This window comes from Ornithobacterium rhinotracheale DSM 15997 (genome assembly GCF_000265465.1).
Classification (GTDB): Bacteria; Bacteroidota; Bacteroidia; order Flavobacteriales; family Weeksellaceae; genus Ornithobacterium; species Ornithobacterium rhinotracheale.
In genome coordinates, this window is sequence record NC_018016.1 from 2,251,861 (window position 1) to 2,276,545 (window position 24,685).

The 24,685-nt window shown below is 37.4% G+C and carries 30 protein-coding genes; 16 read left to right on the forward strand and 14 right to left on the reverse strand.

The genetic code is table 11. The annotated features are described in order from the left end of the window. Positions 1-3 precede the first annotated feature (3 nt). Positions 4-1,050: an acyl-CoA reductase gene (locus ORNRH_RS10620; protein ID WP_014791836.1), complete on the reverse strand. Its 1,047-nt coding sequence runs from the start codon at positions 1,048-1,050 to the stop codon at positions 4-6. Positions 1,051-1,091: 41 nt separating this feature from the next. Between ORNRH_RS10620 and ORNRH_RS10625 the strand changes: the two genes are divergently transcribed. Continuing rightward, the gene (locus ORNRH_RS10625; RefSeq protein ID WP_014791837.1) at positions 1,092-1,439 is read left to right on the forward strand and encodes a 4Fe-4S dicluster domain-containing protein; all 348 of its coding nucleotides are present in this window, start codon (positions 1,092-1,094) and stop codon (positions 1,437-1,439) included. 72 nt (positions 1,440-1,511) lie between these two features. On the opposite strand, the gene hisE is transcribed toward ORNRH_RS10625, so the two are convergent. From hisE to ORNRH_RS10640, 3 genes are all read right to left on the reverse strand, one after another. Then, positions 1,512-1,823: a phosphoribosyl-ATP diphosphatase gene (hisE, locus tag ORNRH_RS10630; RefSeq protein ID WP_014791838.1), complete on the reverse strand. Its 312-nt coding sequence runs from the start codon at positions 1,821-1,823 to the stop codon at positions 1,512-1,514. A 102-nt stretch (positions 1,824-1,925) separates the two neighbouring features. Further along, complete coding sequence (locus ORNRH_RS10635; RefSeq protein WP_014791839.1) at positions 1,926-2,348, reverse strand: DUF2147 domain-containing protein; 423 nt, start codon at positions 2,346-2,348, stop codon at positions 1,926-1,928. A 237-nt stretch (positions 2,349-2,585) separates the two neighbouring features. After that, positions 2,586-3,557, reverse strand: coding sequence for an IS110 family RNA-guided transposase (locus ORNRH_RS10640; RefSeq protein WP_014790141.1), 972 nt, complete (start codon positions 3,555-3,557; stop codon positions 2,586-2,588). Between the two features lie 227 nt (positions 3,558-3,784). Here ORNRH_RS10640 and clpB point away from each other — a divergent pair, with 227 nt between their 5' ends. Continuing rightward, positions 3,785-6,376 (forward strand): ATP-dependent chaperone ClpB, encoded by a 2,592-nt coding sequence (clpB, locus tag ORNRH_RS10645; protein ID WP_014791840.1) that lies wholly within the window; start codon positions 3,785-3,787, stop codon positions 6,374-6,376. Between the two features lie 651 nt (positions 6,377-7,027). On the opposite strand, the gene ORNRH_RS10650 is transcribed toward clpB, so the two are convergent. Both ORNRH_RS10650 and ORNRH_RS10655 read right to left on the reverse strand, forming a co-directional pair. After that, positions 7,028-8,197 (reverse strand): 3-dehydroquinate synthase, encoded by a 1,170-nt coding sequence (locus ORNRH_RS10650; RefSeq protein WP_014791841.1) that lies wholly within the window; start codon positions 8,195-8,197, stop codon positions 7,028-7,030. An 84-nt stretch (positions 8,198-8,281) separates the two neighbouring features. After that, positions 8,282-8,611, reverse strand: coding sequence for a hypothetical protein (locus ORNRH_RS10655; RefSeq protein ID WP_014791842.1), 330 nt, complete (start codon positions 8,609-8,611; stop codon positions 8,282-8,284). 129 nt (positions 8,612-8,740) lie between these two features. Between ORNRH_RS10655 and ORNRH_RS10660 the strand changes: the two genes are divergently transcribed. The 14 genes from ORNRH_RS10660 (at position 8,741) to ORNRH_RS10725 (ending at position 20,385) form a co-directional block, all read left to right on the forward strand. Next, a complete protein-coding gene (locus tag ORNRH_RS10660) occupies positions 8,741-9,904 on the forward strand; it encodes a proline dehydrogenase family protein (protein ID WP_014791843.1) in 1,164 nt (387 codons plus the stop codon). Positions 9,905-9,932: 28 nt separating this feature from the next. Next, the gene (gene priA / locus ORNRH_RS10665; RefSeq protein ID WP_014791844.1) at positions 9,933-12,398 is read left to right on the forward strand and encodes a replication restart helicase PriA; all 2,466 of its coding nucleotides are present in this window, start codon (positions 9,933-9,935) and stop codon (positions 12,396-12,398) included. A 181-nt stretch (positions 12,399-12,579) separates the two neighbouring features. After that, positions 12,580-12,846 carry a hypothetical protein gene (locus ORNRH_RS10670; protein WP_014791845.1) on the forward strand — a complete coding sequence of 89 codons (267 nt, stop codon included), beginning with the start codon at positions 12,580-12,582 and terminating at the stop codon, positions 12,844-12,846. A 92-nt stretch (positions 12,847-12,938) separates the two neighbouring features. Further along, complete coding sequence (locus ORNRH_RS10675; RefSeq protein ID WP_014791846.1) at positions 12,939-13,784, forward strand: transketolase; 846 nt, start codon at positions 12,939-12,941, stop codon at positions 13,782-13,784. A gap of 19 nt (positions 13,785-13,803) precedes the next feature. Next, positions 13,804-14,298: a lipocalin-like domain-containing protein gene (locus ORNRH_RS10680; RefSeq protein WP_014791847.1), complete on the forward strand. Its 495-nt coding sequence runs from the start codon at positions 13,804-13,806 to the stop codon at positions 14,296-14,298. Positions 14,299-14,518: 220 nt separating this feature from the next. Continuing rightward, the gene (locus ORNRH_RS10685; RefSeq protein ID WP_014791848.1) at positions 14,519-14,830 is read left to right on the forward strand and encodes a hypothetical protein; all 312 of its coding nucleotides are present in this window, start codon (positions 14,519-14,521) and stop codon (positions 14,828-14,830) included. 58 nt (positions 14,831-14,888) lie between these two features. After that, positions 14,889-15,326, forward strand: a complete 438-nt coding sequence (locus tag ORNRH_RS10690) for a GlcG/HbpS family heme-binding protein (protein ID WP_014791849.1) — start codon at positions 14,889-14,891, stop codon at positions 15,324-15,326. Positions 15,327-15,330: 4 nt separating this feature from the next. After that, the gene (locus ORNRH_RS10695; protein ID WP_014791850.1) at positions 15,331-15,828 is read left to right on the forward strand and encodes a GlcG/HbpS family heme-binding protein; all 498 of its coding nucleotides are present in this window, start codon (positions 15,331-15,333) and stop codon (positions 15,826-15,828) included. 32 nt (positions 15,829-15,860) lie between these two features. Continuing rightward, positions 15,861-16,268: a hydroxyisourate hydrolase gene (gene uraH, locus ORNRH_RS10700; RefSeq protein ID WP_014791851.1), complete on the forward strand. Its 408-nt coding sequence runs from the start codon at positions 15,861-15,863 to the stop codon at positions 16,266-16,268. 37 nt (positions 16,269-16,305) lie between these two features. After that, positions 16,306-17,256, forward strand: coding sequence for a transketolase family protein (locus tag ORNRH_RS10705; protein ID WP_014791852.1), 951 nt, complete (start codon positions 16,306-16,308; stop codon positions 17,254-17,256). Positions 17,257-17,335: 79 nt separating this feature from the next. Further along, positions 17,336-17,770 (forward strand): CopD family protein, encoded by a 435-nt coding sequence (locus ORNRH_RS10710; RefSeq protein WP_014791853.1) that lies wholly within the window; start codon positions 17,336-17,338, stop codon positions 17,768-17,770. Positions 17,771-17,791: 21 nt separating this feature from the next. Continuing rightward, positions 17,792-18,403, forward strand: a complete 612-nt coding sequence (locus ORNRH_RS10715; RefSeq protein WP_014791854.1) for a fumarylacetoacetate hydrolase family protein — start codon at positions 17,792-17,794, stop codon at positions 18,401-18,403. 33 nt (positions 18,404-18,436) lie between these two features. Beyond that, positions 18,437-18,880, forward strand: a complete 444-nt coding sequence (locus ORNRH_RS10720) for a universal stress protein (RefSeq protein WP_014791855.1) — start codon at positions 18,437-18,439, stop codon at positions 18,878-18,880. A 221-nt stretch (positions 18,881-19,101) separates the two neighbouring features. Continuing rightward, the gene (locus tag ORNRH_RS10725; RefSeq protein WP_014791856.1) at positions 19,102-20,385 is read left to right on the forward strand and encodes a Glu/Leu/Phe/Val family dehydrogenase; all 1,284 of its coding nucleotides are present in this window, start codon (positions 19,102-19,104) and stop codon (positions 20,383-20,385) included. Between the two features lie 262 nt (positions 20,386-20,647). Here the strand turns inward: ORNRH_RS10725 and ORNRH_RS10730 are convergent, their stop codons facing one another. The 8 genes from ORNRH_RS10730 to ORNRH_RS10765 all read right to left on the reverse strand — a co-directional run bounded on the left by ORNRH_RS10730 (position 20,648) and on the right by ORNRH_RS10765 (position 24,684). Further along, a complete protein-coding gene (locus ORNRH_RS10730) occupies positions 20,648-21,385 on the reverse strand; it encodes a Mom family adenine methylcarbamoylation protein (protein ID WP_014791857.1) in 738 nt (245 codons plus the stop codon). Positions 21,386-21,569: 184 nt separating this feature from the next. Then, on the reverse strand, positions 21,570-22,106 hold the full coding sequence (locus tag ORNRH_RS10735) for a hypothetical protein (RefSeq protein ID WP_155814533.1): 537 nt from the start codon (positions 22,104-22,106) through the stop codon (positions 21,570-21,572). Between the two features lie 20 nt (positions 22,107-22,126). Then, a complete protein-coding gene (locus ORNRH_RS10740; RefSeq protein ID WP_014791859.1) occupies positions 22,127-22,504 on the reverse strand; it encodes a YcbK family protein in 378 nt (125 codons plus the stop codon). Then, positions 22,501-22,752, reverse strand: a complete 252-nt coding sequence (locus tag ORNRH_RS10745) for a hypothetical protein (RefSeq protein ID WP_014790926.1) — start codon at positions 22,750-22,752, stop codon at positions 22,501-22,503. The genes ORNRH_RS10740 and ORNRH_RS10745 overlap by 4 nt, the downstream gene beginning before the upstream one ends. Then, positions 22,749-23,120, reverse strand: coding sequence for a hypothetical protein (locus ORNRH_RS10750; protein WP_014791860.1), 372 nt, complete (start codon positions 23,118-23,120; stop codon positions 22,749-22,751). Before ORNRH_RS10750 ends, ORNRH_RS10745 begins: the two co-directional genes overlap by 4 nt. Positions 23,121-23,131: 11 nt before the next feature. Beyond that, positions 23,132-23,536, reverse strand: coding sequence for a hypothetical protein (locus tag ORNRH_RS10755; protein WP_155814534.1), 405 nt, complete (start codon positions 23,534-23,536; stop codon positions 23,132-23,134). After that, positions 23,520-23,960 (reverse strand): hypothetical protein, encoded by a 441-nt coding sequence (locus ORNRH_RS10760; protein ID WP_014791862.1) that lies wholly within the window; start codon positions 23,958-23,960, stop codon positions 23,520-23,522. Before ORNRH_RS10760 ends, ORNRH_RS10755 begins: the two co-directional genes overlap by 17 nt. Positions 23,961-23,973: 13 nt before the next feature. Next, complete coding sequence (locus tag ORNRH_RS10765) at positions 23,974-24,684, reverse strand: hypothetical protein (protein WP_155814535.1); 711 nt, start codon at positions 24,682-24,684, stop codon at positions 23,974-23,976. Position 24,685: the final 1 nt, after the last annotated feature.

A 24,685-nucleotide genomic window follows, 5' to 3' on the forward strand; every position in this document is an offset into this window, starting at 1 on the left:
GATTCATTTTAGCCCGATAATCCATTCCATAGTATCAATCCCATCGGCATAATCCCAAAGATTTGGTCGTTGTGCTTGCCCGAATGGAGTAGTGGTTAAAGTTGTATTAAAGTTTTCTGTAACAAGGAATTGGGTTTTGTCTTGAAGCGATGCCAAAGTTTGGTTTAAAATAGCATCGGAGTCATATTTTTCGTAATAAACCACCGCAATGGGACTGAAAAGTGAAGCATTTTCTTCCAGCAATACAAAACCATTGTCCATGATGGGGATTTGCTTCATCATCAAAATCGCACGATTGTAGTCGTAATTATTAGCATACTTGTGGTGATTAATGATGTCTTTCCAATCATAAAGTGCCTTGAAAATTCGATTTAAATCATAATTTTTAGGAATATAGAGTTTGGTCACATTTCTGCAACCTAGCCCAAAATATCGGAGCATATCATGACAAAGCAACCTCAATTGTTCGTCCGTTTCATCGCCCGTGAGCACTGCCACCGATGTTCTATTTCGGCGAATGATGTGTGGCTTATCTTTAAAATAAGCTTCAAAATAGCGTGCCGTGTTATCGCTACCTGTGGCAATCACAGCATCGTAATCGTGGAGATTTTCAGCCACTTCTATAGCTTGGTTTAAATCTTCTGAATGCGTTTTTAGAAAATCAATCATGTATTGCATTAGCGATTGATCTTTGGACGACAATTTGATTTGAGCCTTTTCGCCCGCAAGCAACACACAAAGCAAATCGTGAAACCCTACCATCGGAATATTGCCCGCGGCTACAATCCCAATGGTTAAACCTTTGGGCGAAAAATCATAATTTTTAAGCCATTTTTCTATATTTTCAGGGCTTAAAGCCTGAGCCCATTCACTCAGTGTGAAAAGCATATTTTCTTCTGTAAACCAAGGATTTTGCACACTTGCTTTTCGTATGGCAAGGGCAAGCTTCTCTTGCTCGGGAGAAAATTCGTTTTTTGAATGATTTTTTATGAATGATTCTAAATTACGCCCCAAATCGCAAAAAGTTGCGACACGATTTTTTAATTGCATAGAATTTGTTGTTAATTTGCAACAAAAATAAGATTTTAATTATGGCAATCAAAATAACAGACGAATGTATTAATTGTGGTGCTTGCGAACCAGAGTGCCCAAACAACGCAATTTACGAAGGAGCTATGGATTGGCGTTTCGAAGACGGAACTACACTTACGGGGTTTGTGTCAGGTAGAAATGGGCGTTCTGCCGATGCTGCCGAAGCTCAAGAACCGCTAAGCGATGATGTGTACTACATCGTGCCAGATAAATGTACAGAGTGTAAAGGATTCCACGATGAGCCACAATGTGCGGCAGTGTGCCCAGTAGATTGTTGTATCCCAGACGAAAACTATCAAGAGTCTGAAGAAGAGCTATTGGAGAAAAAAGACATGTTGCATTCTTAATTGGAATGAAGATTTTTTTAAGTTATTGAAAAAAACGCGATTTTCATAGAAAATCGCGTTTTTTTGTTTTTTTTAGTAAACCTTGTCCTTCTTTCCGTTTTTGTCTCGATCTTTTAAGATAAGCAAAACATCTTTAAGCGAGTAGCCTCGATCGTGCAAAGCCAGCATGTAGTAGTAAAAAACATCTGCCGACTCTTCCAGAAAATCCTTGTCGCATTCTTTTCCAGAAGCAATGACCATCTCCACCGATTCTTCGCCCATTTTTTTAGCCAATTGGTATGGACCAAGACTTAATTTTCTAGCCAATCGGTTATTTTTGTCAAGCGACTTGGCTTCTTCTATTTTTTTTTCAAATTTCTTTAAAAAAGGAAAATCTTTGGGCATACAATCTGTTTAGAATTCAATTTGAGCGCGCAAGTTATAAATTAATTGATGACTATAAAATTTTTTAGTCTTAAAATAACTCAAACGAATTTTAAATTTAGATTAATTTACGCGTTCCCACACCTGTGTGCGCCCCAAAAGCGAAAAGCCAAGAAATCCTCTCACTTTCAATTTATTCTTGCCATCTAATTCTATTTTGCAAGAATATTCTTTGCCAGAATCTGGATCGGTAATTTTGCCATCTTCCCAAATGTTTCCATTTTTCTTTAGCCCAGTAATTACCTCAAAGCCTAGAAGAGGCTTATTCTTTTTGTCGCCTTTGCATTTTTCGCATCTTTTATCTTGCAGAGCGGGATTTGTGATTTTTACAATCTTGCCAAAGAGTTCACCGTTTTTTTCGTAGATTTTTACAAACGAGCGAGCTTTTCCCGTGTTGTCATCAATAGTTTTCCAAGTGCCTACAGGCGATTGAGCCATGATAAATCCTGAAAGACTGATAAATAGTAGCAATAAAATTCTTTTCATTTTGCAAAGATATAAAAAATAATTAATTGTGTTAATTATATTAGTTTTTTGTGCGAAAACTGACTAATTGTCAGCTGTTTTTTATCAGGCTTTTAATGTTGAGAATTTTTGTCTTATTTTCATAAATGGCTAAATATTTGAGGTAAACTTATAAAATAAATTAAAAACTTAATACATGAAAATTTAACGAACTATATTAATAAGCAAATAAAATGAGAGCAAAAATTCCACCATAGGTTATTTTGTTTGATGGGTAGAAACGAATCCATCCACATAAGGTGCATCTGATTTAATTACGGCAAATGCTTGTCTGACGAGTTTGTTAGCAACAGCGATAAGAGCCACTTTGGAAGGCTTCCCGTTGGCTTTCAACCGTGCGTAGCATTCTTTACAGGTTGTGTTTCCACGTAAAGCAGACCACGAGGCGACATAAAGCAAAGAACGCAGGCTCGCATCCCCGTTTCGGTTAATCCCACCTTTGATGTGTACGGATGTTCCTGACTGCTGGTAAGTCGGGCATATCCCGATAAAACGGGAAACCTGCTTTGCATTGTTGAAATAGGAGAATCCTCCGGTAGCGACAATCAAGGCTGTAGCCAAAGTGATGCCAATCCCTTTGATGGATGTGAGTAGTTTAACCTGCCTGTCAAACTCAGACGAAGCCAAGTCTGCAAGTTCGGATTCCAAAGACTCAATTTGGCTTGCCAAAAAAGAAATGGTCTTATCCAACGCTTTCATCCCGTTCTTGTCTTGGAACGGAAGCATAACGAGGGAGCTTTTCAGGTTCTTGCTCGCCGTAAGCTGTTTCTTCAACTGCCTGATAATCGTTTTCTTCTGCTTCAGCAGCATGACGGCTTCAGAGGGCATCTTGTAAACGGGAGGATTCATTTTCTCCCCGTACATGGCAATCATACAGGCATCTTTGGGGTCGGTCTTGGTGACGGTCATCATCATGCGTGAGAAGTGCTTGATTTGTTTGGGATTTACCATACTGGAAGCTATTCCTTGCCTGTCAAGCAGATAAAGAAGCAGAAAGCCGTAATTGCCGGTGGCTTCCATCACACAATGATGTTCTGTTACGGAAAGCGAGCCGATGAACTTCCTGATACCTTTTACGGTATTAGGGTAAGTTTGGGTCTGATAACCCGATACTTTCGGAAAAGCAGCTACAAAGCTGTCCTTGCTGATGTCAATTCCAATGTAAGTCATAACGTCTTTAATTTGGTTGAATACATCCTGTAATCTATCGTCGCCAACACGGGATCATAAGTCCCAACGAACTATCCAGATTTCAGATGTAAAGGCATGGGGACTGAACGTTAAACCCGGTTTCTTGAACCACCCCTTAATCGGTCTTTGTCCATGCCTATATCAAAGTTATAAATTATCAAATTATTAACCAACGTACAAATGTACGACCCTTAAAATTATTTATTATGGATATCAATAAATTTACAATAAAATCGCAAGAAGTGGTGCAAAAGGCACAGCAACTTGCACAAATGCATGGAAACCAAGCGATAGAGAACGGTCATTTAATGGAGGCTCTATTGAACGAAGATAATCAAGTAATTGAGTTTATTCTTAAAAAACAGGGCGTAAACATAGATTATTTGAAAAAAGAATTAGAAAAAATTATAAATACCTACGCCAAGGTTACGGGAGGCGATATGCATGTTTCGTCGGCATTGAGTCGTGTGCTAAACGATGCATCGATCGAGGCGCAAAAGATGAAAGATGATTTTGTGAGTGTGGAGCATTTGCTTTTAGCTTTATTGAATGCCAATGATAGAGTATCTGATTTGCTTAAATCCTTGGGGGCTTCGCATCAAGGTACTTTAGATGTGAGTGCAGAGCTTAGAAAAGGCGAGCGTGTAACTTCTCAAAGTGCGGAGGATACCTATAATTCGCTTTCAAAATATGCCAAAAACTTAAACGATTTGGTGATTGAAGGGAAATTAGATCCTGTGATTGGGCGTGACGAGGAAATTCGCCGAGTATTGCAAATTTTGTCGAGAAGAACTAAAAACAACCCGATTCTAATCGGTGAGCCAGGGGTGGGTAAAACTGCCATTGCCGAAGGCTTAGCGCACAGAATCGTAAACGGCGATGTGCCCGAAAACTTGAAAGATAAAATAATCTATTCACTGGATATGGGGGCACTCGTTGCAGGGGCTAAGTACAAAGGTGAATTTGAGGAAAGATTAAAATCAGTGGTAAAAGAAGTGACTGGCTCCGAGGGGCAAATCATTTTGTTTATCGATGAAATTCACACACTTGTAGGTGCTGGTGGTGGAGAAGGTGCAATGGATGCTGCCAATATTTTGAAACCAGCCTTGGCTCGTGGTGAGTTGCGTTCAATTGGGGCTACGACCTTAAACGAATACCAAAAATATTTTGAAAAAGATAAAGCACTTGAGCGTCGATTCCAAAAAGTAATGGTGGAAGAACCAAACGAAGAAGATGCAATTTCTATCTTGCGTGGTATCAAAGAAAAATATGAAGTTCACCATAAAATCAGAATCAAAGACGAGGCGATTATCGCTGCCGTTGAGCTTTCGGAAAGATATATTTCAGATAGATTTTTGCCAGATAAAGCAATTGATTTAATCGATGAAGCCTCTTCTAAATTGCGTATGGAAATGAATTCCAAACCAGAGGAACTAGATGTTTTGGATAGAAAAATCATGCAATTAGAAATTGAAATCGAAGCGATTAAGCGTGAAAACGATGAGCGAAAATTAGCTTTATTAAAACAAGAACTTTCTGAATTAAATGATAAAAGAAGCGAATTGAATGCAACTTGGCAGTCTGAAAAAAGTTTGGCAGACAACATTCAAGTGGCTCGCAAAAATATCGAAGATTTAAAATTGGAAGCCGAGCGTGCCGAGCGTTTGGGCGATTACGGAAAAGTAGCAGAAATCCGTTACGGTAAAATTAAAGAAGAAGAAGCTAAGTTGGCTGAATTGGAAAAACAATTTACCGACCAAGATGCCAAAATGATTAAGGAAGAAGTGGACAGGGAAGACATTGCCGAAGTGGTAGCTCGCTGGACAGGAATCCCTGTAACCAAAATGATGCAATCTGAGCGAGATAAATTGCTTAATCTTGAATCTGAATTGCACCGACGTGTCATTGGGCAAGAAGAAGCAATCTCTGCCGTGTCTGATGCGATTCGTAGAAACCGTGCAGGCTTGAGCGATGAGCGTAGACCGATTGGTTCGTTCCTATTCTTAGGTTCGACTGGGGTAGGGAAAACCGAGCTGGCAAAAGCCTTGGCGGAATATCTATTCGACGACGAAGATAGTATGACGCGTATCGACATGAGTGAATACCAAGAGCGTCACGCCGTGAGCCGTTTGGTAGGAGCGCCTCCGGGCTATGTGGGTTACGATGAAGGTGGACAATTGACTGAGGCAGTTCGCCGTCGCCCATATTCAGTGGTGCTTTTAGATGAGATAGAAAAAGCGCATCCAGATGCATTCAATATCTTGTTGCAGGTGCTTGACGATGGACGATTGACGGACAATAAAGGGCGCACCGTGAATTTCAAAAACACGATTGTGATCATGACATCAAACATCGGTTCGCACATTATTCAAGATAATTTTGCCGATTTGGAAAACAAAGACGAAGAAGCTGTTTTAAGCCAAACAAAAGAAGAAGTATTTACATTATTAAAACAAAGCTTTAAGCCAGAATTCCTAAACCGTATCGATGAAACAATCCTTTTCAAACCATTGAAGAGAGAAGAAATCAAAGAAATCGTGGAATTACAATTGAAATCTTTGTCGAAATTATTGGCAAAACGAGAAATCGTACTGGACACTACACCAGAGGCTATTAATTATTTGTCAAGAATTGGTTATGATCCGCAATTTGGGGCAAGACCAATCAAAAGAGCCATTCAGCAAGAAGTGCTCAACAAATTGTCCAAAGAAATTTTGGCGGGTAATGTACACGACAACTCTGTAGTGCTCATCGATTATTTCGAAGAAAGCGGATTGGTTTTCAGAACCAAAGAATAAAAAACAAAATAATGATTAAAAAAATCCCTTCAGTTTTTGGCTGAAGGGATTTTTTGTGTAAAATCAATCGTATCGTTCATTTCAATTTTAATCACTCTCACTGATTTTTCTCATTTTTTCATTTAGAAATAAATAAATTTCAGTCATTATCTATTTTTCAGTGGTAAAATATCATTTCTAAGTGATTATTATTTATTTTTCAGTGGTAATAATTGACTTTTCAGTGGTAAAATATCATTTCTAAGTGGTTATTGTCTATTTTTCAGTGGTAAAATATCATTTCTAAGTGGTTATTGTCTATTTTTCAGTGGTAAAATATCATTTCTAAGTGATTATTATTTATTTTTCAGTGGTAATAATTGACTTTTCAGTGGTAAAATATCATTTCTAAGTGATTATTATCTATTTTTCAGTGGTAATAATTGACTTTTCAGTGATAAAATATCATTTTCAAGTGGTCATTATCTATTTTTCAGTGGTAAAATATTATTTCTAAGTGGTTATTATTTATTTTTCAGTGGTAATAATTGACTTTTCAGTGGTAAAATATCATTTCTAAATGATTGCCAACGAAAGGGATAATTTAGGGGGGTATATTTTCAATGTAAAACTATATTTTCATTTTTTTATTCCAAAAATTTGAAAAAATCCTTATTTCGGGAAATTTTCAGTGTAAAAATCAATTGCATTTTGAATTTCATCGAGCGTGCATTCTACTTTGTCTGGTGTGCATTCGCCGATGCGTCTTAGCATCACAAAATTGATTTTGCCCCCTTCGTTTTTCTTGTCGTGCAGCATAATTTGCTCCAAAATTTTAGCCGAAGGCAATTCAAAATAAGGATAAAGCTCGGTCAGTCGATAAAAAATTTCGTTTAATACCTCTTTAGTAATAAAGCCTTTTTGCCAAGCCAAATGCGCTTCCAGCATTAAGCCCGTAGCCACCGCTTCGCCATGAGTGATGCTCGGCTCGCCTTCATTTTCAGCAACGATAGGTTGCGACAAATCATCATCGCTTTCCAAGCTCGCCGTGATGAAATTATTAATTTTATCTCCCACCGATTCGCCTTTGGCAATAACATTTTTGTCGAGCCATAAAAAATAAGTTTCTATGGCGTGTCCAAGCGTGTGTCCTGCATTTAGGATTTTTCTAAGTCCCTTTTCGGTAGGGTCTTGCGTTACTACATTTAGTTTTACATTCACAGAATCCTCAATCAATCCTGCAATGTTTTTTGCACTTAATTCTTTGATTTCAGAAAGCGTTTTCCACTGTTTTTCATCTTGAATTAAACCGTGTTTAAGCATTTCTGCAAAACCAGAAAGCAATTCTCGCGCTGGCAAAGTTTCCAAAAATTCCGTTTCGATAATCACCATTTGTGGCTGAGAAAATGTGCCCACAATGTTTTTAATTCCGCATAAATCCACACCTGTTTTTCCGCCCGCAGAAGCGTCTACCATGGCAAGCAAACTGGTTGGGATATTTACAAAATCGATTCCGCGATTGTAGATGGACGCTACAAAACCACCGAAATCAGTAACGACACCACCCCCTAAATTGATGAGCAAAGATTTACGATCAAGTCCGCTCAACTTCAATGTTTTAAGTACTTGATTTACGAAAAATAATTGCTTAGTATCTTCGCCCGCAGGAATTTCTATAAATTCACAATTTGTAATGTTTTCAGTTTTTTGAAGAAACAAAGGAAGGCATTTTTCATGCGTATTTTCATCGACCAAAATCATAATACTGCTGTAGTTTTTTTCAGCAATCAATTGGTCTAAAGCTTCAAAACCTTGGTTGAAATAAATAGGCGCTTGTGTCATATTTTATTTTTTGAAATCTTAAAGTACAAAGATAGCTAAAAAATGGGTTTTAGCTATATTTCAAAAACCTATTTGGCTATATTTTTAATTATAAAATCTATATTTTTTTAATCTTTTTTTTCGCAATGTAGCATCGCAATTTTTCTTTTTTGAAAGAAAAGTGTTTTTTTGATAAAAATCTTCGGAATTAAACTTTTTTTCTGTTGGTTTAATATTTTCTCTTGTTGAGCAAGTCTCGTTTTTACTCCAATTTTTAACAAGTAAAATAGGGATTAAAAATACACATAATATGGTTAAAATAAGTAATATATCTTTAAAAATGATAAAACCAAAAAGTGTGATTCCTAAAAAAGTTTCAGGAAATAATAAGATGATGATAAAAATGAAAATCCCTATTTTAAGTATTTCTTTCATTCAAATTCAATTATAACTTTATTGAAATAAAGCTTTTAAAAGAGTGGGAAACAAAAATAAAAATAATAAAAAACTATTGCGAAAAAATGAATAAAATTTTAAATTTGTTTTAATGCTAAAATTAATCGAATGAAATTTTTTGAAAATACAGAAATCGCCTTTCGCTCCAAGTCTGATTATGAACTCAAGAGAGCGTATTTGCTTTTTAAATCCGTGAATTATAATTTTTTGGTAAATTTTGGAGCGGTGAGTTTGCCGATATTCAAAAACATACCTGGTGTAAAAACACTTGTCAAAAATACGATTTTTGATCATTTTTGTGGGGGCGAAAATTTACAAGAATCTCTCCAGACGGTAGACAGATTGTATGAGCAAAATGTGGGCAGCATTTTGGATTATTCGATTGAGGGAAAGGAAGATGAGAAATCTTATGATGCCTGTTTTTATGAAATTTTGTCGATTATAGATTTAGCTGAAAATAATCCAAAAATCCCTTTTGTAGTGTTTAAACCTACGGGCTACGGAAATATTGATTTGTATGAAAAAGTGGGCAAAAAGCAACAGCTTTCTCCAGCTGAACACACGGCGTGGGAGCATATCAAAACCCGCTACTATAAAACCTGCAAAAAAGCATACGAAAAAGGTGTCAAAATCATGATCGATGCCGAGGAAACTTGGTTGCAAGATGCGGCAGATGACTTGGCGCAAGAAATGATGAAAACTTTTAATAAAGAGAGAGTTGTAGTGCTCAATACTTTGCAAATGTATCGCACCGATCGCTTAGAATATTTAAAAAATGAATTTAAAAAAGCGGAAGAAGAAGGCTACTATTTAGGCTTTAAAATCGTGCGCGGCGCCTATATGGAAAAGGAGCGTGAGCGTGCACAGAAGATGGGGTATCCGTCTCCGATTCAGCCTAATAAAGCAGCAACAGATGTCTCGTACAATGCGGCAATTGATTTCATTACCGAGCATCACGATAGGATTTTCCTTTTTGCGGGCACGCACAACGAGGAAAGCTGTATGAATCTTAAAAATAAAATCGACCAAAATTCAGAGTTAAAAGATTGCTGGTTTGGGCAATTGCTGGGCATGAGCGATAACATTAGCTTTGTGCTGGGCGAAAATGGCTATCATGTGGCAAAATATGTTCCGTTTGGTCCTGTAAAAGAGGTGATTCCGTATTTAATCCGAAGAGCACAAGAAAACACCTCGGTGGCGGGACAATCCAACCGAGAATTGACTTTGATCGAAAAAGAGCTTCAACGAAGAAAAGAATTAAAACAATCATAAAATCAGCGAAAAAAAAGTTTTAGCTAAATTGAAAAATCCGATTGAAATCCATTTTGCCGAAGTGATTTTGCCACTTCCGCTCGACGGCACTTTTTGTTATCATATCCCGAGAGAGATGCGTGGCAAAGTGCAAGTGGGGCAGCGTGTAGCGGTGCCGTTTGGCAACCGAAAATTGTACACAGGCATAGTGCATTCAATCCATAAAAATCAACCGGAATTATATAAAACCAAGCCCATTTATGCTTTGCTCGACGCCAAGCCACTCGTGACCGAAAAGCAAATCAAATTCTGGGAGTGGATTGCGGAATATTATATGTGTTCGCTCGGCGATGTGTATGGCAATGTTTTTCCCACGGCGTTAAAGCTTGATAGCGACACTTTTGTGAAAATTGTTCCTGAGCAAAAACTTACGCCCGAAATGGAACTTTCCGATGAAGCCTACACGATTTGGGAAGCTTTGAGCGTGAAAGGGATTCTCTCCGTAGATGAATGTGCAGATTTGGTTGAGCGAAAGTCGGCGTTGCCATTATTGAAGGAATTAATGTCTTATGGTTTAGTGATTTTAGACGAAAAATTAATCCAAAAATATACGCCTAAAATCGAAAATTATATTCGGCTAAATGAAAACATTTCTGCCGAAACCAAGGCTCAAAGCATTCAAGAATTAAGCCGAGCTCCTAAGCAGAGAGAATTGTATTTAAAACTGATTGTTAAGCAAAAACAAAGCAATTCGCCCGTGAAAGTTTCTGAATTTATAAAGGAAAACAACACGACACACGCCACGCTGAATGCACTTGCCGAAAAACATTTGGTTGAAATTTATGAAGACCAAACCCAGCGTGTGCAAACGTATGATGAGGAACTTAGCAAAATTAAAACATTAAGCCCTGCACAGCAAACGGCGTTTGATTCGGTGCAGGAGGCACTTAATCATCAAAAAAATGTGCTTTTGCATGGCGTAACTTCTTCGGGAAAAACCGAGATTTATATCAAATGTATTGAGCGTGTTTTGGCACAAAAGAAAAAAGTATTGTATTTATTACCAGAGATTTCGCTCACTACACAGCTCACACAGCGCATTCAGAAATATTTTGGCGATCAAGTGGGTGTGTACCATTCCAAGTTTAACCAAAACGAAAGGGTAGAGCTCTGGGAAAAAGTTTTAAATAATGAATATAATATAATAGTGGGAGCCCGTTCTTCGTTGTTTCTACCTCTGCAAGATTTAGGGCTTGTAATCGTAGACGAGGAGCACGAATCTTCTTTAAAACAAACAGATACTCGACCATTTTACAACGCACGAGATGCGGCAATGGTTTGGGCAAAAATGAACGGAGCGCAAGTTTTGCTAGGTTCGGCAACGCCTTCGCTTGAGATGTATTATTTGGCGCAAGAAAATAAAATTGCTTATGTGCCACTCACCGAGCGATATGGCAATGTGAAAATGCCTGTGATGGAAATCGTAGATTTGAGGGAAGCCGTGCAACAAAATAGAATGATCGGGCATGTTTCATTTGAGCTGAAAAATGCAATTTTAAACGCTTTTGAACATAAAAAGCAAGTCATCATATTCCAAAATCGTAGAGGATTTTCGCCCGTGCTGGAGTGTAACGATTGTGGGCACACGCCGTATTGTCCCAATTGTGATGTTTCGCTCACCTACCATAAATTAACTCAAGAATTAAAATGTCACTACTGTGGGCATACGCAAGCCAAGCCCGTAAAGTGCTATGAATGTGGCTCTACGGATTTAAAAACAGTGGGATTGGGAACCCAGCAAATAGAAGACGAATTTGTGCAACTATTTCCCGAGCATAAAATAGCCCGTATGGATGTAGATAGCATGCGCAAGAAATTTGCCTTTGAAAAACTGATTGAAGCACTTGAAAATCATGAAATAGATTTGCTAGTAGGTACACAGATGGTTACCAAAGGTTTAGATTTTGACAATGTGAATCTGGTAGGTATCATCAAGGCAGATAATCTGCTCAATTTTCCAGATTTCAGAGCACACGAGCGAGCATTTCAGCGAATTGTGCAAGTGGCAGGGCGTGCAGGACGCCGAAAGGAACAAGGAAAAGTGATAGTGCAAGCTTACAAAGCAGATCATTTTGTTTTAAAAAATGCACAGAAATTCGATTACGAAAATACAGCCAAAGAGATTTTGTCCGAACGCGAACACACGCTCTATCCGCCATATTGCAAATTAATAGAAATTACATTCAGGCACAAAGACCAAGAATTGGCAGAAAAAACAGCGAATTACTACACGCAGATGTTGCGTCATTTCTTTGATGATCAAACTTTGCTTGGCCCTGCCGCGCCCTCGATTGCAAGGCTAAACAATCAATACAGATTTAAAACTTTAATTAAAATTAAAGAGGGGCAAAGCCCTAAAAAAATAAAGCAGTTGCTTAAAGAAGCACTAACTAAGTTGCACGGAGTGAATGCATTTCGCCGTGTGCGTATTGATTTTGATGTGGATCCGAGCTAAACTTTCAAAAAACATTTTTATCCGCCTTTTTTAATTCTTAATATCTTGTTAATCCGTTAAGAGTTGGTGGGTGTGTTTTTTACATTGAATAAAGCTTAATGTTAAATATACATATTTCTTGTTCTAAAATTTGTATATGATATTTATCATATTTAAATTTGCAGCACAAACCTATTAAAAAATGAAAAAATTAGTATTAACACTAGCATTTATTGCTACAGGATTGAGCGCGACAAATGTGTACGCTGCCGACAATGGAGGTGTGAGAGACAGCAAAGAAGTTATTGCAAGCACTGGAAAAGATGGATACATCAACATCAAAGTTGAGAAACCAACTTTAGTGAAAATCTATGCTGAAGATGGTATGTTTGTGAAAAAAATGATTGTTCGTCCAGGTTTGAACGAAGTTCAAATCGATGATATTTTTTGTAGATTAAAATATGGCTAAAAACACATTTTCAGCTATAAAAACTTATCAACATTCTATAGTGAATTTCGCTACTTTCTCGAAAAATCATTATTTTTACCAAAAAATATAACATGGCAGATATTCAACAATTAGAAAATCTTACTACACAAGTACGCAGAGATATTTTACGCATGGTGCACGCAGTGAATAGCGGACACCCAGGTGGTTCCTTAGGTTGTGCAGAATTCTTGGTTTGCCTATATGGCGAGGTGATGGATTATAGCACAGATTTTAAAATGGACGGAAAAAACGAAGATGTTTTCTTCTTGTCTAATGGGCATATTTCACCTGTGTTTTATAGCGTTTTAGCCAGAAATGGATTTTTCCCTGTTTCTGAATTAGCAACTTTTAGAAAATTAGGCACTCGCTTGCAAGGGCACCCTACTACGCATGAGGGTTTGCCGGGCGTGCGTGTAGCATCTGGTTCGCTAGGTCAGGGGCTTTCTGTGGGGATTGGAATGGCTTTGGGTAAAAAATTGGACGGAGACAGCCATTTAGTATATACTTTGCACGGCGATGGCGAATTGCAGGAAGGGCAAATCTGGGAGGCGTTGATGTATGCAGGAGCCAAGGGGGTAGATAATATAATCTCTACCATAGATTACAACGGAAGACAAATCGATGGGGATACCAAAGATGTATTGAGCTTAGGCGACTTAAAAGCTAAGTTACAAGCCTTCGGGTGGGATGTAGTAGAGGTAGAAAAAGGAAATGATATTCCTGCCATTTTAGAAGGATTGAAAGATGCTAAATCAAAAACTGGCAAAGGAAAACCAGTAGCGATTTTGCTCCATACCGAGATGGGACATGGCGTAGATTATATGATGGGCACACACGCTTGGCACGGAAAAGCTCCAAACGATGAGCAACTGGAAAAAGCTTTGGCTCAAAACCCTGAAACGCTGGGGGATTACTAAAATTTAAAAAAAGAAAGCGATGAAAAAATTAATCATACCTGCGATGTTATGTTCTCTTTTGGCAGTTTCCTGCTCAAAAGATGACGATAATGGCAATAAGCCAGTAGTAGAACCCCCGATCGAGAAATTTGAAAGCCTTATTGTAGGGAAATGGAAGCCTACCGCTATCCAGATTGTGAAAAGTAGTGATGGCGAGGTGGTGGATTTAGGATTGTCCAGCAGCAATGAATGTAACTCTAAGGATTTTAATCAGTACACAAAAGACGGTAAGTACATAGAAAATAAGTATTTTGAACAAGAAGATTCAGCCGATTGCAAAGAGCAAGTTAGTGAAACAACTTATACTATTGATCAACTAAAATCAACATTGGAGATAAAAGGGCTGCTCAATCCCGTAGAACAAATCATCAAGCTGAATAGAGAAGAGCTAGTATTGAAAGTATTAGGAGCAGATTACGACAAAGATGATAAAGCAGATTACAGAATTTATACTTACAAGAGAATTGATAAATAAATCTATTAAGGAAAAGCCTTATTCCATATAGGACAAAGGATTTCCTAGGTGGGACGGGCTTTGTCCTAACTTGGACAAAAGGCGTCCCAGATGGGACAAAGAGTTTCCCAGCTGGGACAAAGAATTTCCTACTTAGGACAAAACATTTCCTTATTGGGACAGCAATCGTCCCAGTTTAACTTTTATAAATTCACAATAAAAACGATTAAAAATTATTATTATGGCAAAAAAATCATACTCGGAAAACATCACCTTGGCTAAGGTAATGGCTGATGGGCTCTCTCGATACAAAAGTAATTTGCCAGCAGGAGTAAAGGAAAGCCAAATCTCCGAATTAGAGAGCTTGAGGCAAACCATAGAAACCTTAAACAGTGAACAAGAAAAATTAAAAGCAGACCTTAAAACCAAAACTCAGGCATTAGATGCTAAACTTAATGAGCTGCAAAAACTCTATGCAGAACTTAAAAAACGCATCAAGATAGATATAGAGCAAAGCCAGTGGAGAGAGTTTGGCATCGAAGATAAACGATAGAAAAATTGAAGATAAATTGAAAAATATAATCAGAAAACTAACTATTTTATTCATTTTAATGCAGGCAAATCTCAACGCTCAATCGCAGACCAAAGCCTACTTATCGGGCGATATGGCAATGAAAATTGCACAAAAAGCCTATGAGGAAGCCCAAAAAAGCAATCATCATGTAACAGTTACAGTGGTAGATGCTTCGGGGCAAACGCTTGCAGTTTTAAGAGACGATAGAGCAGGAGTGCATACGCTTAGAGCCAGTTACAAGAAAGCCTATACCGCCAATTCTCAAAAAAGAGAAACCGCCGAAATCGCCAAAGGAGTAAAAGAAGGGAAAATACCAGAAGACATCAGAAATCTAGACGAAAATATTTTGATCATGGATGGTGGAGTACCCATCTTTATAGGCAAAGAAGTAGTGGGCGGAATCGGAGTAGGAGGCGCACATGGCAGCGAAGATGTGAGAATTGCCAAAGCTGGATTATCAGTTTTAAATCAATAATATTATGAAGAAATTAATTATGTTGTCGTTACTTATACTTTCGGGTGTAGGTTACGCACAAAAAAATAGCTTATCATTAGATAAATCATTTAGTTTAAACCAGAAAGGAGCGTTGGAATTAGCTGAGCAAGCTAATATAGAGGCGGAAAAGCTTGATAAAAAAGTATCAATTGCAGTGTTAAATAATTCAGGTGTGGTGGTTCTACTTCTGAAGGGTGATGGTGTTGGTCCTCATAATACAGAGGCTTCAAGAAGAAAAGCGTATACAGCTCTTTCTACAAAAACACCTAGTTTTATTTTGATGAAAAAAGCAGAGAGTAGTGAAACTGCAAAAAATTTAAATACTCTACCAGAATTATTATTGTTAGGAGGAGGTGCACCCATTTGGAGTAATGGTGAACTAGTTGGCAGTATAGGAATATCTGGAGGAGGAAGTGGTGAAAATGATCATGCCATCGCTCAAAGAGCAATTCAAAAAATGGGGTATTCTTTAAAAAAATAAGTTTAATAAAATAATAAAAAAAACAACAGTTTATGAAAAAAGTTATCATTCTATTTGCTTTAATGTTTGCGAGTCTAAGTTTCGCTCAACAGGCAAAATATCAGCTATCTAGTCACATATTAGACATTACTCAAGGAAAACCAGCCCCAGGAGTAAAGATTCAACTCTCAAAGAGAGCCTCAGACGGCACTTGGAAAGTTGTAGATGAGAAAACCACCGACCAAAACGGAAGAATCAAAGACTTTTTAAAAGAAGGCGCGAATGTAGACAATAGAGGAATTTATAAATTAACCTATTTCACATTACCTTATTTTCAGTCATTAGGTCAAGACACCTTTTATCCCTTTGTAGAAGTAGTTTTCGAGATAAAAGATAAAAATCATTACCATGTACCGATTACCCTCTCGCCTTATGGCTACTCTACTTATAGAGGGAATTAAAAACAATAAAAAAATCCTTATTTAAAAAAACAAAAAAATGAAATACACATACACTGAGAAAAAAGATACTCGTTCAGGATTTGGAGCGGGCTTAGCCGAACTAGGAAGAACAAATCCCAATGTTGTAGCACTTTGTGCCGATTTGATAGGTTCCTTAAAAATGGACGAATTTATCAAAGAAAATCCCGATAGATTCTTCCAAGTAGGTATTGCCGAGGCTAATATGATAGGTATCGCAACAGGATTGGCAATCAGTGGTAAAATCCCATTTACAGGAACCTTTGCCGCATTCTCTACAGGGCGTGTTTATGACCAAATTCGTCAATCAGTAGCCTATTCAAACAAAAATGTAAAAATCGCCGCCTCTCATGCAGGGCTCACACTTGGGGAAGACGGAGCTACGCATCAAATCCTCGAAGACATAGGCATGATGAAAATGTTGCCAGGCATGACGGTGATTTGCCCATGTGATTATAACCAAACCAAGGCTGCCACCATTGCCGTAGCAGAATACGACGGACCTGTGTATTTAAGATTCGGGCGTCCTAGTTGGCCAGTATTCACCCCAGCAGATCAAAAATTTGAGATAGGCAAAGGGCAATTAATGATTGAAGGTAGCGATGTTACCATCGTTGCGACTGGGCATTTAGTGTGGGAGGCAATCGTAGCACAAGATTTATTGGAAAAAGAAGGCATTTCTGCCGAAGTTATCAATATCCACACAATCAAGCCACTTGACGAGGAAATTATCTTAAAATCAGTAGCAAAAACAGGTTGTGTAGTAACGGCAGAAGAGCACAATGTGCTTGGCGGTTTGGGCGAAAGCGTTTCTAGAGTATTGTCGTTAAACAATCCAGTGCCACAAGAATATGTAGCCGTGATGGACAGCTTTGGAGAAAGTGCAACCCCAATGGAATTGATGAAAAAATACAAAATCGATAGCACTGCCATTGTAGAAAAAGTGAAAAAAGTCTTAGAAAGAAAATAGAATTTAAAAGATTTAAGGTAAAAACTTGTCAATTATAGATAGATTGGCAAGTTTTTTATTTAGAATTAAAAAGATAAATATGTTTAAACTAGCATTGATGCTACATGTCTTGGGAGCCGCTATTTGGGTAGGGGGACATTTAGTTTTACTATTTGGCTATGTGCCCAAGGCCGTGAAAAACAAAGATTGTAGCATTATCGAAGGATTTGAAAGCAAATACGAGCCCATAGGCGTTCCTGCATTAATCATTCAGATCATCACGGGGATTTACATGGCATTTTTCTATTTTGATTACAAATTTATGTCGTTTAGCAATGGGCTGGAGCGAGCAGTAAATGTCAAAGTCATATTATTGCTGTGTATTTTTGCATTAGCCATTCATGCAAGGTTTTTTATCATTCCCAAACTCAATAAAAACAATTTAATGCCCATGATTTATCACATAGTTGGGGTAAATATCATCAGTGTTTTAATGCTAATTATCGGGGTTTTGTTTAGATTTGGAGGAATTTAGAAATTATAGAATAAAAGTTATATGAAAATTATATGTGTAGGGCGCAATTACGCAGCGCACGCCAAGGAATTAAACAGCGAAGTGCCACAAGAGCCCGTATTGTTTATGAAGCCAGAATCGGCAATCACGCAAGCAAAATCGTATAAAATCCCAAGATTTACCAAAAACTTGCATTACGAAACAGAAATCGTTTTAAAAATCAATCGTTTTGGGCATTACATTCCACAGAGCGAGGCAAATTCATATTTTGATAACATTGCACTAGGCATTGATTTCACAGCAAGAGACATCCAGAACGAATGCATTAAAAAAGGATTGCCTTGGGAAAAATCCAAAGCCTTTGACGATTCTGCCATGGTTTCAAAGTTTATACCTAAAGATAAATTAGGCGACATCAATGCACTCAATTTTAGCCTAGAGCGAGATGGAGAAGTAGTGCAACAAGGCAATACAAAAGACATGATCTTTGGTTTTGATGAATTGATTGCGCACATTTCACAATACTTTAGTTTAGATGCAGGCGATTTGATTTTCACAGGAACACCTGTGGGTGTAAACCATGTTTCTCCCGAAGAAAAATATCAAGGCTTTATCGAAAAAGAATTGATGCTAGATTTTGAAATTGAAAAATAAATGCTTAAATTTAGACAATCAAAAAATAGTATTATGAAAAAATTACTTGTTCCCATTGATTTGTCTGAGTTTAGCAAAGAAATTATAGATGAAGCCGTGAAGCTAGCCAAGCTGAGCGATGCAGAGGTTATATTACTAAATGTAGCAAGTTTAGATGTAGGCTTTATCGTTGGCGATGTAGGTTTTCAATATTTGCCAGAATTGGAAGAAACAGCCCTTGAGGAAGATGCCAAAACGCTCAATGATTTTACAAATTATGTAAATGCCCAAGGCGTGAATTGCCATTCTCTAGTAAAGCAAGGAATCCCAGTAGATGTAATCCTAGAGCAGGCAAAAGAGCAAAACATAGATTGTATCGTAATAGGATCAAAAGGTCACGGTTCGCTATACGAAGCTTTGGTGGGAAGTGTATGCCACGATGTGATTAAATACTCAAAAATCCCAGTGCATGTGAAACCAAACAACAAAAAAGATTAAAAATACAATTTTTGTAGAAGCTTCATCTTAATTAATTAATGTGAAGCTTTTTTTGTATTTACAATTTATTGGTAAAAAAAAAGGTTAAATCTGGCGTTCTATTTCAATATTTCTCATTTATGAATGCCTTTATTTAAAGATAAATTAAAAAATTAACACTTTAAAAAATTGTGAAATTCAAAAATTAAATATATCTTTACCTAAAGAAACACATCTAAAAAATGAGTAACGATAATTCAACTAAGAAAAGAACTGGCATGTACGAAAATGTAATGCACGAGTTCAACAAGGCTGCAGACAAGATGCAGCTGGATCCAGGAATAAGAAAAATTCTTGGAACTACACAAAACGAAATTGTAGTGCATTTCCCAGTAAGAATGGATAATGGAGAAATTGAAGTTTTGACAGGTTATCGCGTTCAGCACAACAATGCTTTAGGACCTTACAAAGGAGGTTTGCGTTATCACCCAACAGTAGATATTGATGCAGCTCGCGCTCTAGCTACTTGGATGACATGGAAAACTGCACTTGCAGGATTGCCTTATGGTGGAGGTAAAGGAGGTATCCAGATCGATCCTAAAAAATATTCACAAGCAGAGCTTGAGAGAATCACTCGTCGTTTTACCTATGCATTAGGAGACAACATTGGGCCTAATTATGATATTCCTGCACCAGATGTAAATACAAATGCCCAAATCATGGCTTGGATTGCAGATACCTATTCATCTGGTAGAGCACCAAACCAGCGTTCGGCAAACATCCATGTAGTAACTGGAAAACCAGTAGGATTTGGCGGATTGGCAGGTAGAGACCGTGCAACTGGTTATGGAGTTGTTACCAATATTAAAAAATGGGCAGAAAAAGAAAATGTAGATCTAAAAGGTAAAAAATTCGTAGTTCAAGGATTCGGTAATGTAGGATATTGGACAGCTCATTTCATGAAGAAAGAAGGTGCAATTCTTATCGCTGTACAAGACCACACAGGAAGTATCTATAACGAAAATGGAATTGACCCTGAAGCTCTTTTAGCTCATGCAAAAGAAAATCAAGGGGGAATCAAAGGATTTGGCGGTGCAGAGGAATTGGAGAACGAAAAATTCTTCTCTACTCCGTGTGATATCCTAATTCCAGCAGCTCTTGGAAACCAAATTACAGTAGATAATGCAGACGGAATTCAAACTACTTTGATTGCAGAAGGTGCTAATGGACCAACTGATTCTGCCGCAGAAGAAATCTTACTTAAAAAAGGAATCACCATTATCCCAGACATTTTGTGTAACGGTGGAGGTGTAATTGGTTCTTACTTTGAGTGGTTGCAAAACAAGCGTGCTGAGATTTGGAAAATCGAAAAAGTGCTAGAGCAATTGAAAGATAAAGTGGAAACTGCTTTTGATAAAGTAGTGGATGCTAAGGAAAAATATGACACCGATTATAGAACAGCTGCTTACATTGTAGCGCTAGAAAGAATTGCAGAGGTGTACAGAGAGAGAGGTGTATTCCCTTAATTAAAATAAAGGAGTAAAACTTTTTTAACATGAGGACAAAAGCCGTTTCATTTATTTGAAACGGCTTTTAAGTTTTATCTCAAATTCCGTATTGAAAATAAAATAATAAGTGTAAAAAATCAATTAAATTATAATCCGCAAAACCAAATGTGAAATGGATTAGCAGGCAAAATGTAATTTAAAACTTACAAACCCATTCGCATTGGTTGCAATGTGAAACTAAATAAATTTATCTAAAAAGCCCTCACTTTGAGGGCTTTTATTATATCTCATCTAAAAACTTCTTGATGCGCTCTTTTATTTGCTTTTTATCCCTATTAATATGTATGGGCGTAGCGCCTTTTTGATATTTGGGATAAGCTTTTTCTTGCTTGTTATATTTAAATTTCTTGCACAATGGAAATATATAGCGATAGGTATCAACTTCGAAGGCTTCCAAATCACCCAAAAGATAGGCTATATTATTGCGTAAATACATTGATTTGCTATCCATGCGAGTGAGGTTCATGTGGTGATTGATTTCACCTGTGCGTTTATTCTTATAAAAGGCAGTTTTGTGGCTACCAAAGAATCTAAAGTTAGCTGCCTTGTATATGGTTCCACAGCCTAAACGACCATCTGCAAAGCTTTGAACCGCCACGCAATTGGGGCAATCCAACTTTAATAACTTGAGTGATCTACTTATAAGTATAGTCTCTGCATTCTTTCCAAGCTCATCACTTATCCACATTCTATTTAACTCTAGCATCATTGCTTTTGGATTTGGATGCGTAAAATGTTTAGCTTTTGGGTGCATCATATAGCCGTAAACAGCTACACCTAAGCATTCATTTTCACTTTCAGCCCCCTCTCTAAAAATGCCATAATTAAACAGACCATGATTTGCGCCCATTTTGTGGCTGTAATGATTTTCAATAATTAATTCTCTTGCCTTTTGCTTGGATATTAGCTTTATAACTAAATTACCCATTTTGCTACTTTGTACAACAATCCTTTTCATTTCATTCATACTTTATTTTTATTATATTTGCAATACCACGCAATTAGACATAAAAAAGCACGAAGTAACAGAAGACATTTTGTCCTCCGTAGCTTCGTGCTCGTGTTTAATTGTGTGGTAACTTTTAAAGCGGAGGGCATTTTTTTATACTTCCGCCCTCTGCAAAAGAAGTTTTAAACGATATTTAAGTTCTATTTAAAAGCCGTTTAAATGCTTTAAAAATACCAGTACTTGAACCTATGTAAACAATACCAAATAATATAACTGCCCAAAGCAAATACTTAAAGTTATTAGCCAGTTTGATATTGTCTTGCTTTTGCCTTATTGTTATTTTTTCAAGTGCTGAAATAGAAACTTGCTGGTGCTCCAGCCGTGTTTGCAGTTCGCTTATTCTGCCATATAGCTCGTTACTATGCTTATGATTTGAGCTATCTTTTTGGCTCTTTTTCTCTGTATAAGTTGCATTTTCAGCCACAATTTCACGAAATGGCTTGCCGTTCCGATATTCAGTGATGCGTGCTGGCTTAGTACTATCTTTCGAGCTTAGCGTGAAATCATAACCAAAATTTAAAAGGCTATTCTGAGAGTTATCCGTTTTTTCCAGATAACTGAAATCACTTTTATTTAACCTAAGGAATTGTTCGTTTTGTTGCACCTCGGTGAATACACGGCTCTCCATTTTTGCCGTTTGTGTTTTGCAATTTAAAAGCAAAATCAACAATAGAACAAATATTACATTTCTCATCCTTTCCATCTTGCCTTGATTCCTCTTATATCATAATGCACAAAAGTAAGGTAAATGCCTAGTCCTCCCTGTTTCATTTTTCCGTTGAAAATTAACCTTTCAATGGTTGAGGCTAGTTTTTCAGGCGTTACGCCCTCCACGCGAATATCCGCTGCCTTTCCTTGCAAATGCTGACTATTTACTTTGCCGCCTATCTTGCGGTTATGTGCTACACTTCGGTAACCAGAATTTACGATAATAGGCTTGCCTAAATAATTGCGTAGTTCTTGTAAATTACTCGCTAGCTCACGCAAGTTTTTGAGCGCAAACGCTGGTGTCGTGCTTCCGTCGTGGCACTCAAATTCTTTTAAATCAAAATCTTTACTTAGTTTCATAACTTCAATTGAATTAAATATTTTACAAACACAATGGGGTTAAGCGTTGCTGTAATATCCCGCCAATCAAACAAGCCATAAGCTAAATAGTCTCTTAACTCATTCAAAAAGGCGAAAGCAACAGTTACAAAATAACCAATGAGCAAGGCTTTCCACCAATTGAAATCAAAAGCGAGTAAGGCGTAGGCGACAACAAATGTTATCGCCAAGCCTACCGCGCTGTGCAATGCTTTGTCTACTGGTATCATGTGCTTAAATCTCCTGAATATGCTAGTACTGATATTAAAAAGACTGCCCACACTATTTCGCCGTAGATGCTAAAAAACATCGTGGTGCCGTCTGTAAACTTTAAATGACGAATCCAAGCTCTGTTTAGCCAATAAAACAATGGCATCGAGATTAAATAAGCCACAATGAAATAAGTGAATGCCCAAACAGCGCTCAGTGGCGCAGGGTCTATCCATATTAGACCAATGCCGTAGATGCATCCTAAGATGATACCCTGCGCTACGAATCTTGTAAATAATTTTTTAAGGCCGAAACCGCCTAAAAAAGCATCGATTTTACGCCAAATGCTTTCTGCTTTTTTTAAAAGTCTAAATAATAATTCTTTCATCACTATAAATTTTAGTTATTAATTTTTTGTTTTAATTCATCGTTTTCATAGGCTTTACGACAATGGTTGCGCTCGATGAGAAAGAGCAAAGCATTTAGCACGGCGCCTGTTCTGCTCATGGTGCCTGCCTTTTCTTGCATGCCGAGGTCTGAGCTTAGGCTTAATCCGCGCTTGCCAAATTCTTTACCTTGTTTAGTTTTGAGCGTGCAGTTCCAGAGCGTGCGGAGCTCCGAGCAACCAAAGCAATCCCAGCGGTAGGCACTTTCACGGAAATAATCTGCCATGCCTTGGAATGCCGTTTTAAAGCCTTTTTTTCGGCAATCCTTGGCAAATACAATTGCCACATTGAGTGGCGTAAGTGCTAGCACCAGCACAGGCGCCAGCATGAATATTAAAAGATTAATGATCGTTTTCATTTTCCTCTACTTCTGGGATTGGTACTGGCTGTTTTTTGATTAATTCTCCCTCTAATGTCATTGCAGCTCTTGATACTTTCATGTCGCGTACGATGCCATTAAATAGTGCCGCGATAATAACTTTTTTCATACTTTCCCAAAAAAGCTTAGTATCTTCGGGCGAAGTTTCAAATACTGGATTTGTGCGAGTATCTACCAAATCTCCCGTAGGCGTGATGCTGCTCGTTATTTTCTCTGTGTGAACAACCATATTTTCCACATCAATATTGATACTTGTAACTTGCACACGCTTTTTAAGCCCATTATTTCTATAAAAAGGGCTCTCTAAGTCAAAATCTGATGAATTGTACTCGATACCTATAAATCCATCGTCACCGCCCTCAAAAAGGCGAATTTCCTTGTCTTTAATTCTAATTGTCTTCATATTTTTTTATTTTTTATACGTAAATTTTTTCTCCTACCTCGTGAACAATCTTTCCGAAGTCTTTTCCAATGTTATTTTTTCTGTAAAAAGATTTCAATTCACTGTAATTAGGTGGCATTTCTCTTTTCGCTGAACCATAATCGTTTACCCCACAACCTCTCTCTCTTAATTTTCCAATCAACTTTTCTCCTATCTCGGTATAGTGGGCTCCTTCAATGCCAACTTGATTAATGTTGACATTATTGTAAGCGTAATCAAGAAACTCATCAACATAGCGCACATGAAGTGGTCTGAGAGTCTTCCAATTCGAATAATCTTTTAAACCAATTTGTGTAAATACAGCTCCTTCCTGTACTATGAAATCTGGAAGAATTAATTTATCAATGCTTAGCATTTTCAACCTTGATTTTGAAAAATCAATGGAATTTATAATCTCGCTATTAATTACAGATGTTACTACTTCTTTTGGATTTGTGTGTCCAACGCTAATCTTTCTCGCATCAAATACTTGCAATATTTTTTCATTTTCATTATCTGGAAATTCAATCATGTAATTACTATCTGTGATTTCTCCAGATGATTTAATCTCATTACCTTCTAAAATGCGATATTTAAGTGTTCTACCTCGCTCTGTCGCAAATTTCACAGAAGTAGCTCCTCTTGCTTTAACATAATAATCTATCCAAGTTTTGCGCTGAGTGACTAAAAACATTCTCCTACTCATC

Coding starts and splice junctions, on each gene's coding strand:
- ORNRH_RS10640 (WP_014790141.1), bottom strand. CDS start 3,557: ATGACTTACATTGGAATTGACATCAGCAAGGACAGCTTTGTAGCTGCT.
- hisE (WP_014791838.1), bottom strand. CDS start 1,823: ATGCCCAAAGATTTTCCTTTTTTAAAGAAATTTGAAAAAAAAATAGAA.
- ORNRH_RS10620 (WP_014791836.1), bottom strand. CDS start 1,050: ATGCAATTAAAAAATCGTGTCGCAACTTTTTGCGATTTGGGGCGTAAT.
- ORNRH_RS10625 (WP_014791837.1), top strand. CDS start 1,092: ATGGCAATCAAAATAACAGACGAATGTATTAATTGTGGTGCTTGCGAA.
- ORNRH_RS10635 (WP_014791839.1), bottom strand. CDS start 2,348: ATGAAAAGAATTTTATTGCTACTATTTATCAGTCTTTCAGGATTTATC.
- ORNRH_RS10755 (WP_155814534.1), bottom strand. CDS start 23,536: ATGAAAACGATCATTAATCTTTTAATATTCATGCTGGCGCCTGTGCTG.
- ORNRH_RS10760 (WP_014791862.1), bottom strand. CDS start 23,960: ATGAAGACAATTAGAATTAAAGACAAGGAAATTCGCCTTTTTGAGGGC.
- ORNRH_RS10730 (WP_014791857.1), bottom strand. CDS start 21,385: ATGAAAAGGATTGTTGTACAAAGTAGCAAAATGGGTAATTTAGTTATA.
- ORNRH_RS10680 (WP_014791847.1), top strand. CDS start 13,804: ATGAAAAAATTAATCATACCTGCGATGTTATGTTCTCTTTTGGCAGTT.
- ORNRH_RS10705 (WP_014791852.1), top strand. CDS start 16,306: ATGAAATACACATACACTGAGAAAAAAGATACTCGTTCAGGATTTGGA.
- ORNRH_RS10710 (WP_014791853.1), top strand. CDS start 17,336: ATGTTTAAACTAGCATTGATGCTACATGTCTTGGGAGCCGCTATTTGG.
- ORNRH_RS10650 (WP_014791841.1), bottom strand. CDS start 8,197: ATGACACAAGCGCCTATTTATTTCAACCAAGGTTTTGAAGCTTTAGAC.
- ORNRH_RS10695 (WP_014791850.1), top strand. CDS start 15,331: ATGAAGAAATTAATTATGTTGTCGTTACTTATACTTTCGGGTGTAGGT.
- ORNRH_RS10685 (WP_014791848.1), top strand. CDS start 14,519: ATGGCAAAAAAATCATACTCGGAAAACATCACCTTGGCTAAGGTAATG.
- ORNRH_RS10750 (WP_014791860.1), bottom strand. CDS start 23,120: ATGAAAGAATTATTATTTAGACTTTTAAAAAAAGCAGAAAGCATTTGG.
- uraH (WP_014791851.1), top strand. CDS start 15,861: ATGAAAAAAGTTATCATTCTATTTGCTTTAATGTTTGCGAGTCTAAGT.
- ORNRH_RS10670 (WP_014791845.1), top strand. CDS start 12,580: ATGAAAAAATTAGTATTAACACTAGCATTTATTGCTACAGGATTGAGC.
- ORNRH_RS10720 (WP_014791855.1), top strand. CDS start 18,437: ATGAAAAAATTACTTGTTCCCATTGATTTGTCTGAGTTTAGCAAAGAA.
- ORNRH_RS10715 (WP_014791854.1), top strand. CDS start 17,792: ATGAAAATTATATGTGTAGGGCGCAATTACGCAGCGCACGCCAAGGAA.
- ORNRH_RS10690 (WP_014791849.1), top strand. CDS start 14,889: ATGCAGGCAAATCTCAACGCTCAATCGCAGACCAAAGCCTACTTATCG.
- ORNRH_RS10655 (WP_014791842.1), bottom strand. CDS start 8,611: ATGAAAGAAATACTTAAAATAGGGATTTTCATTTTTATCATCATCTTA.
- ORNRH_RS10740 (WP_014791859.1), bottom strand. CDS start 22,504: ATGAAACTAAGTAAAGATTTTGATTTAAAAGAATTTGAGTGCCACGAC.
- ORNRH_RS10675 (WP_014791846.1), top strand. CDS start 12,939: ATGGCAGATATTCAACAATTAGAAAATCTTACTACACAAGTACGCAGA.
- ORNRH_RS10745 (WP_014790926.1), bottom strand. CDS start 22,752: ATGATACCAGTAGACAAAGCATTGCACAGCGCGGTAGGCTTGGCGATA.
- ORNRH_RS10725 (WP_014791856.1), top strand. CDS start 19,102: ATGAGTAACGATAATTCAACTAAGAAAAGAACTGGCATGTACGAAAAT.
- ORNRH_RS10765 (WP_155814535.1), bottom strand. CDS start 24,684: ATGAGTAGGAGAATGTTTTTAGTCACTCAGCGCAAAACTTGGATAGAT.
- clpB (WP_014791840.1), top strand. CDS start 3,785: ATGGATATCAATAAATTTACAATAAAATCGCAAGAAGTGGTGCAAAAG.
- ORNRH_RS10660 (WP_014791843.1), top strand. CDS start 8,741: ATGAAATTTTTTGAAAATACAGAAATCGCCTTTCGCTCCAAGTCTGAT.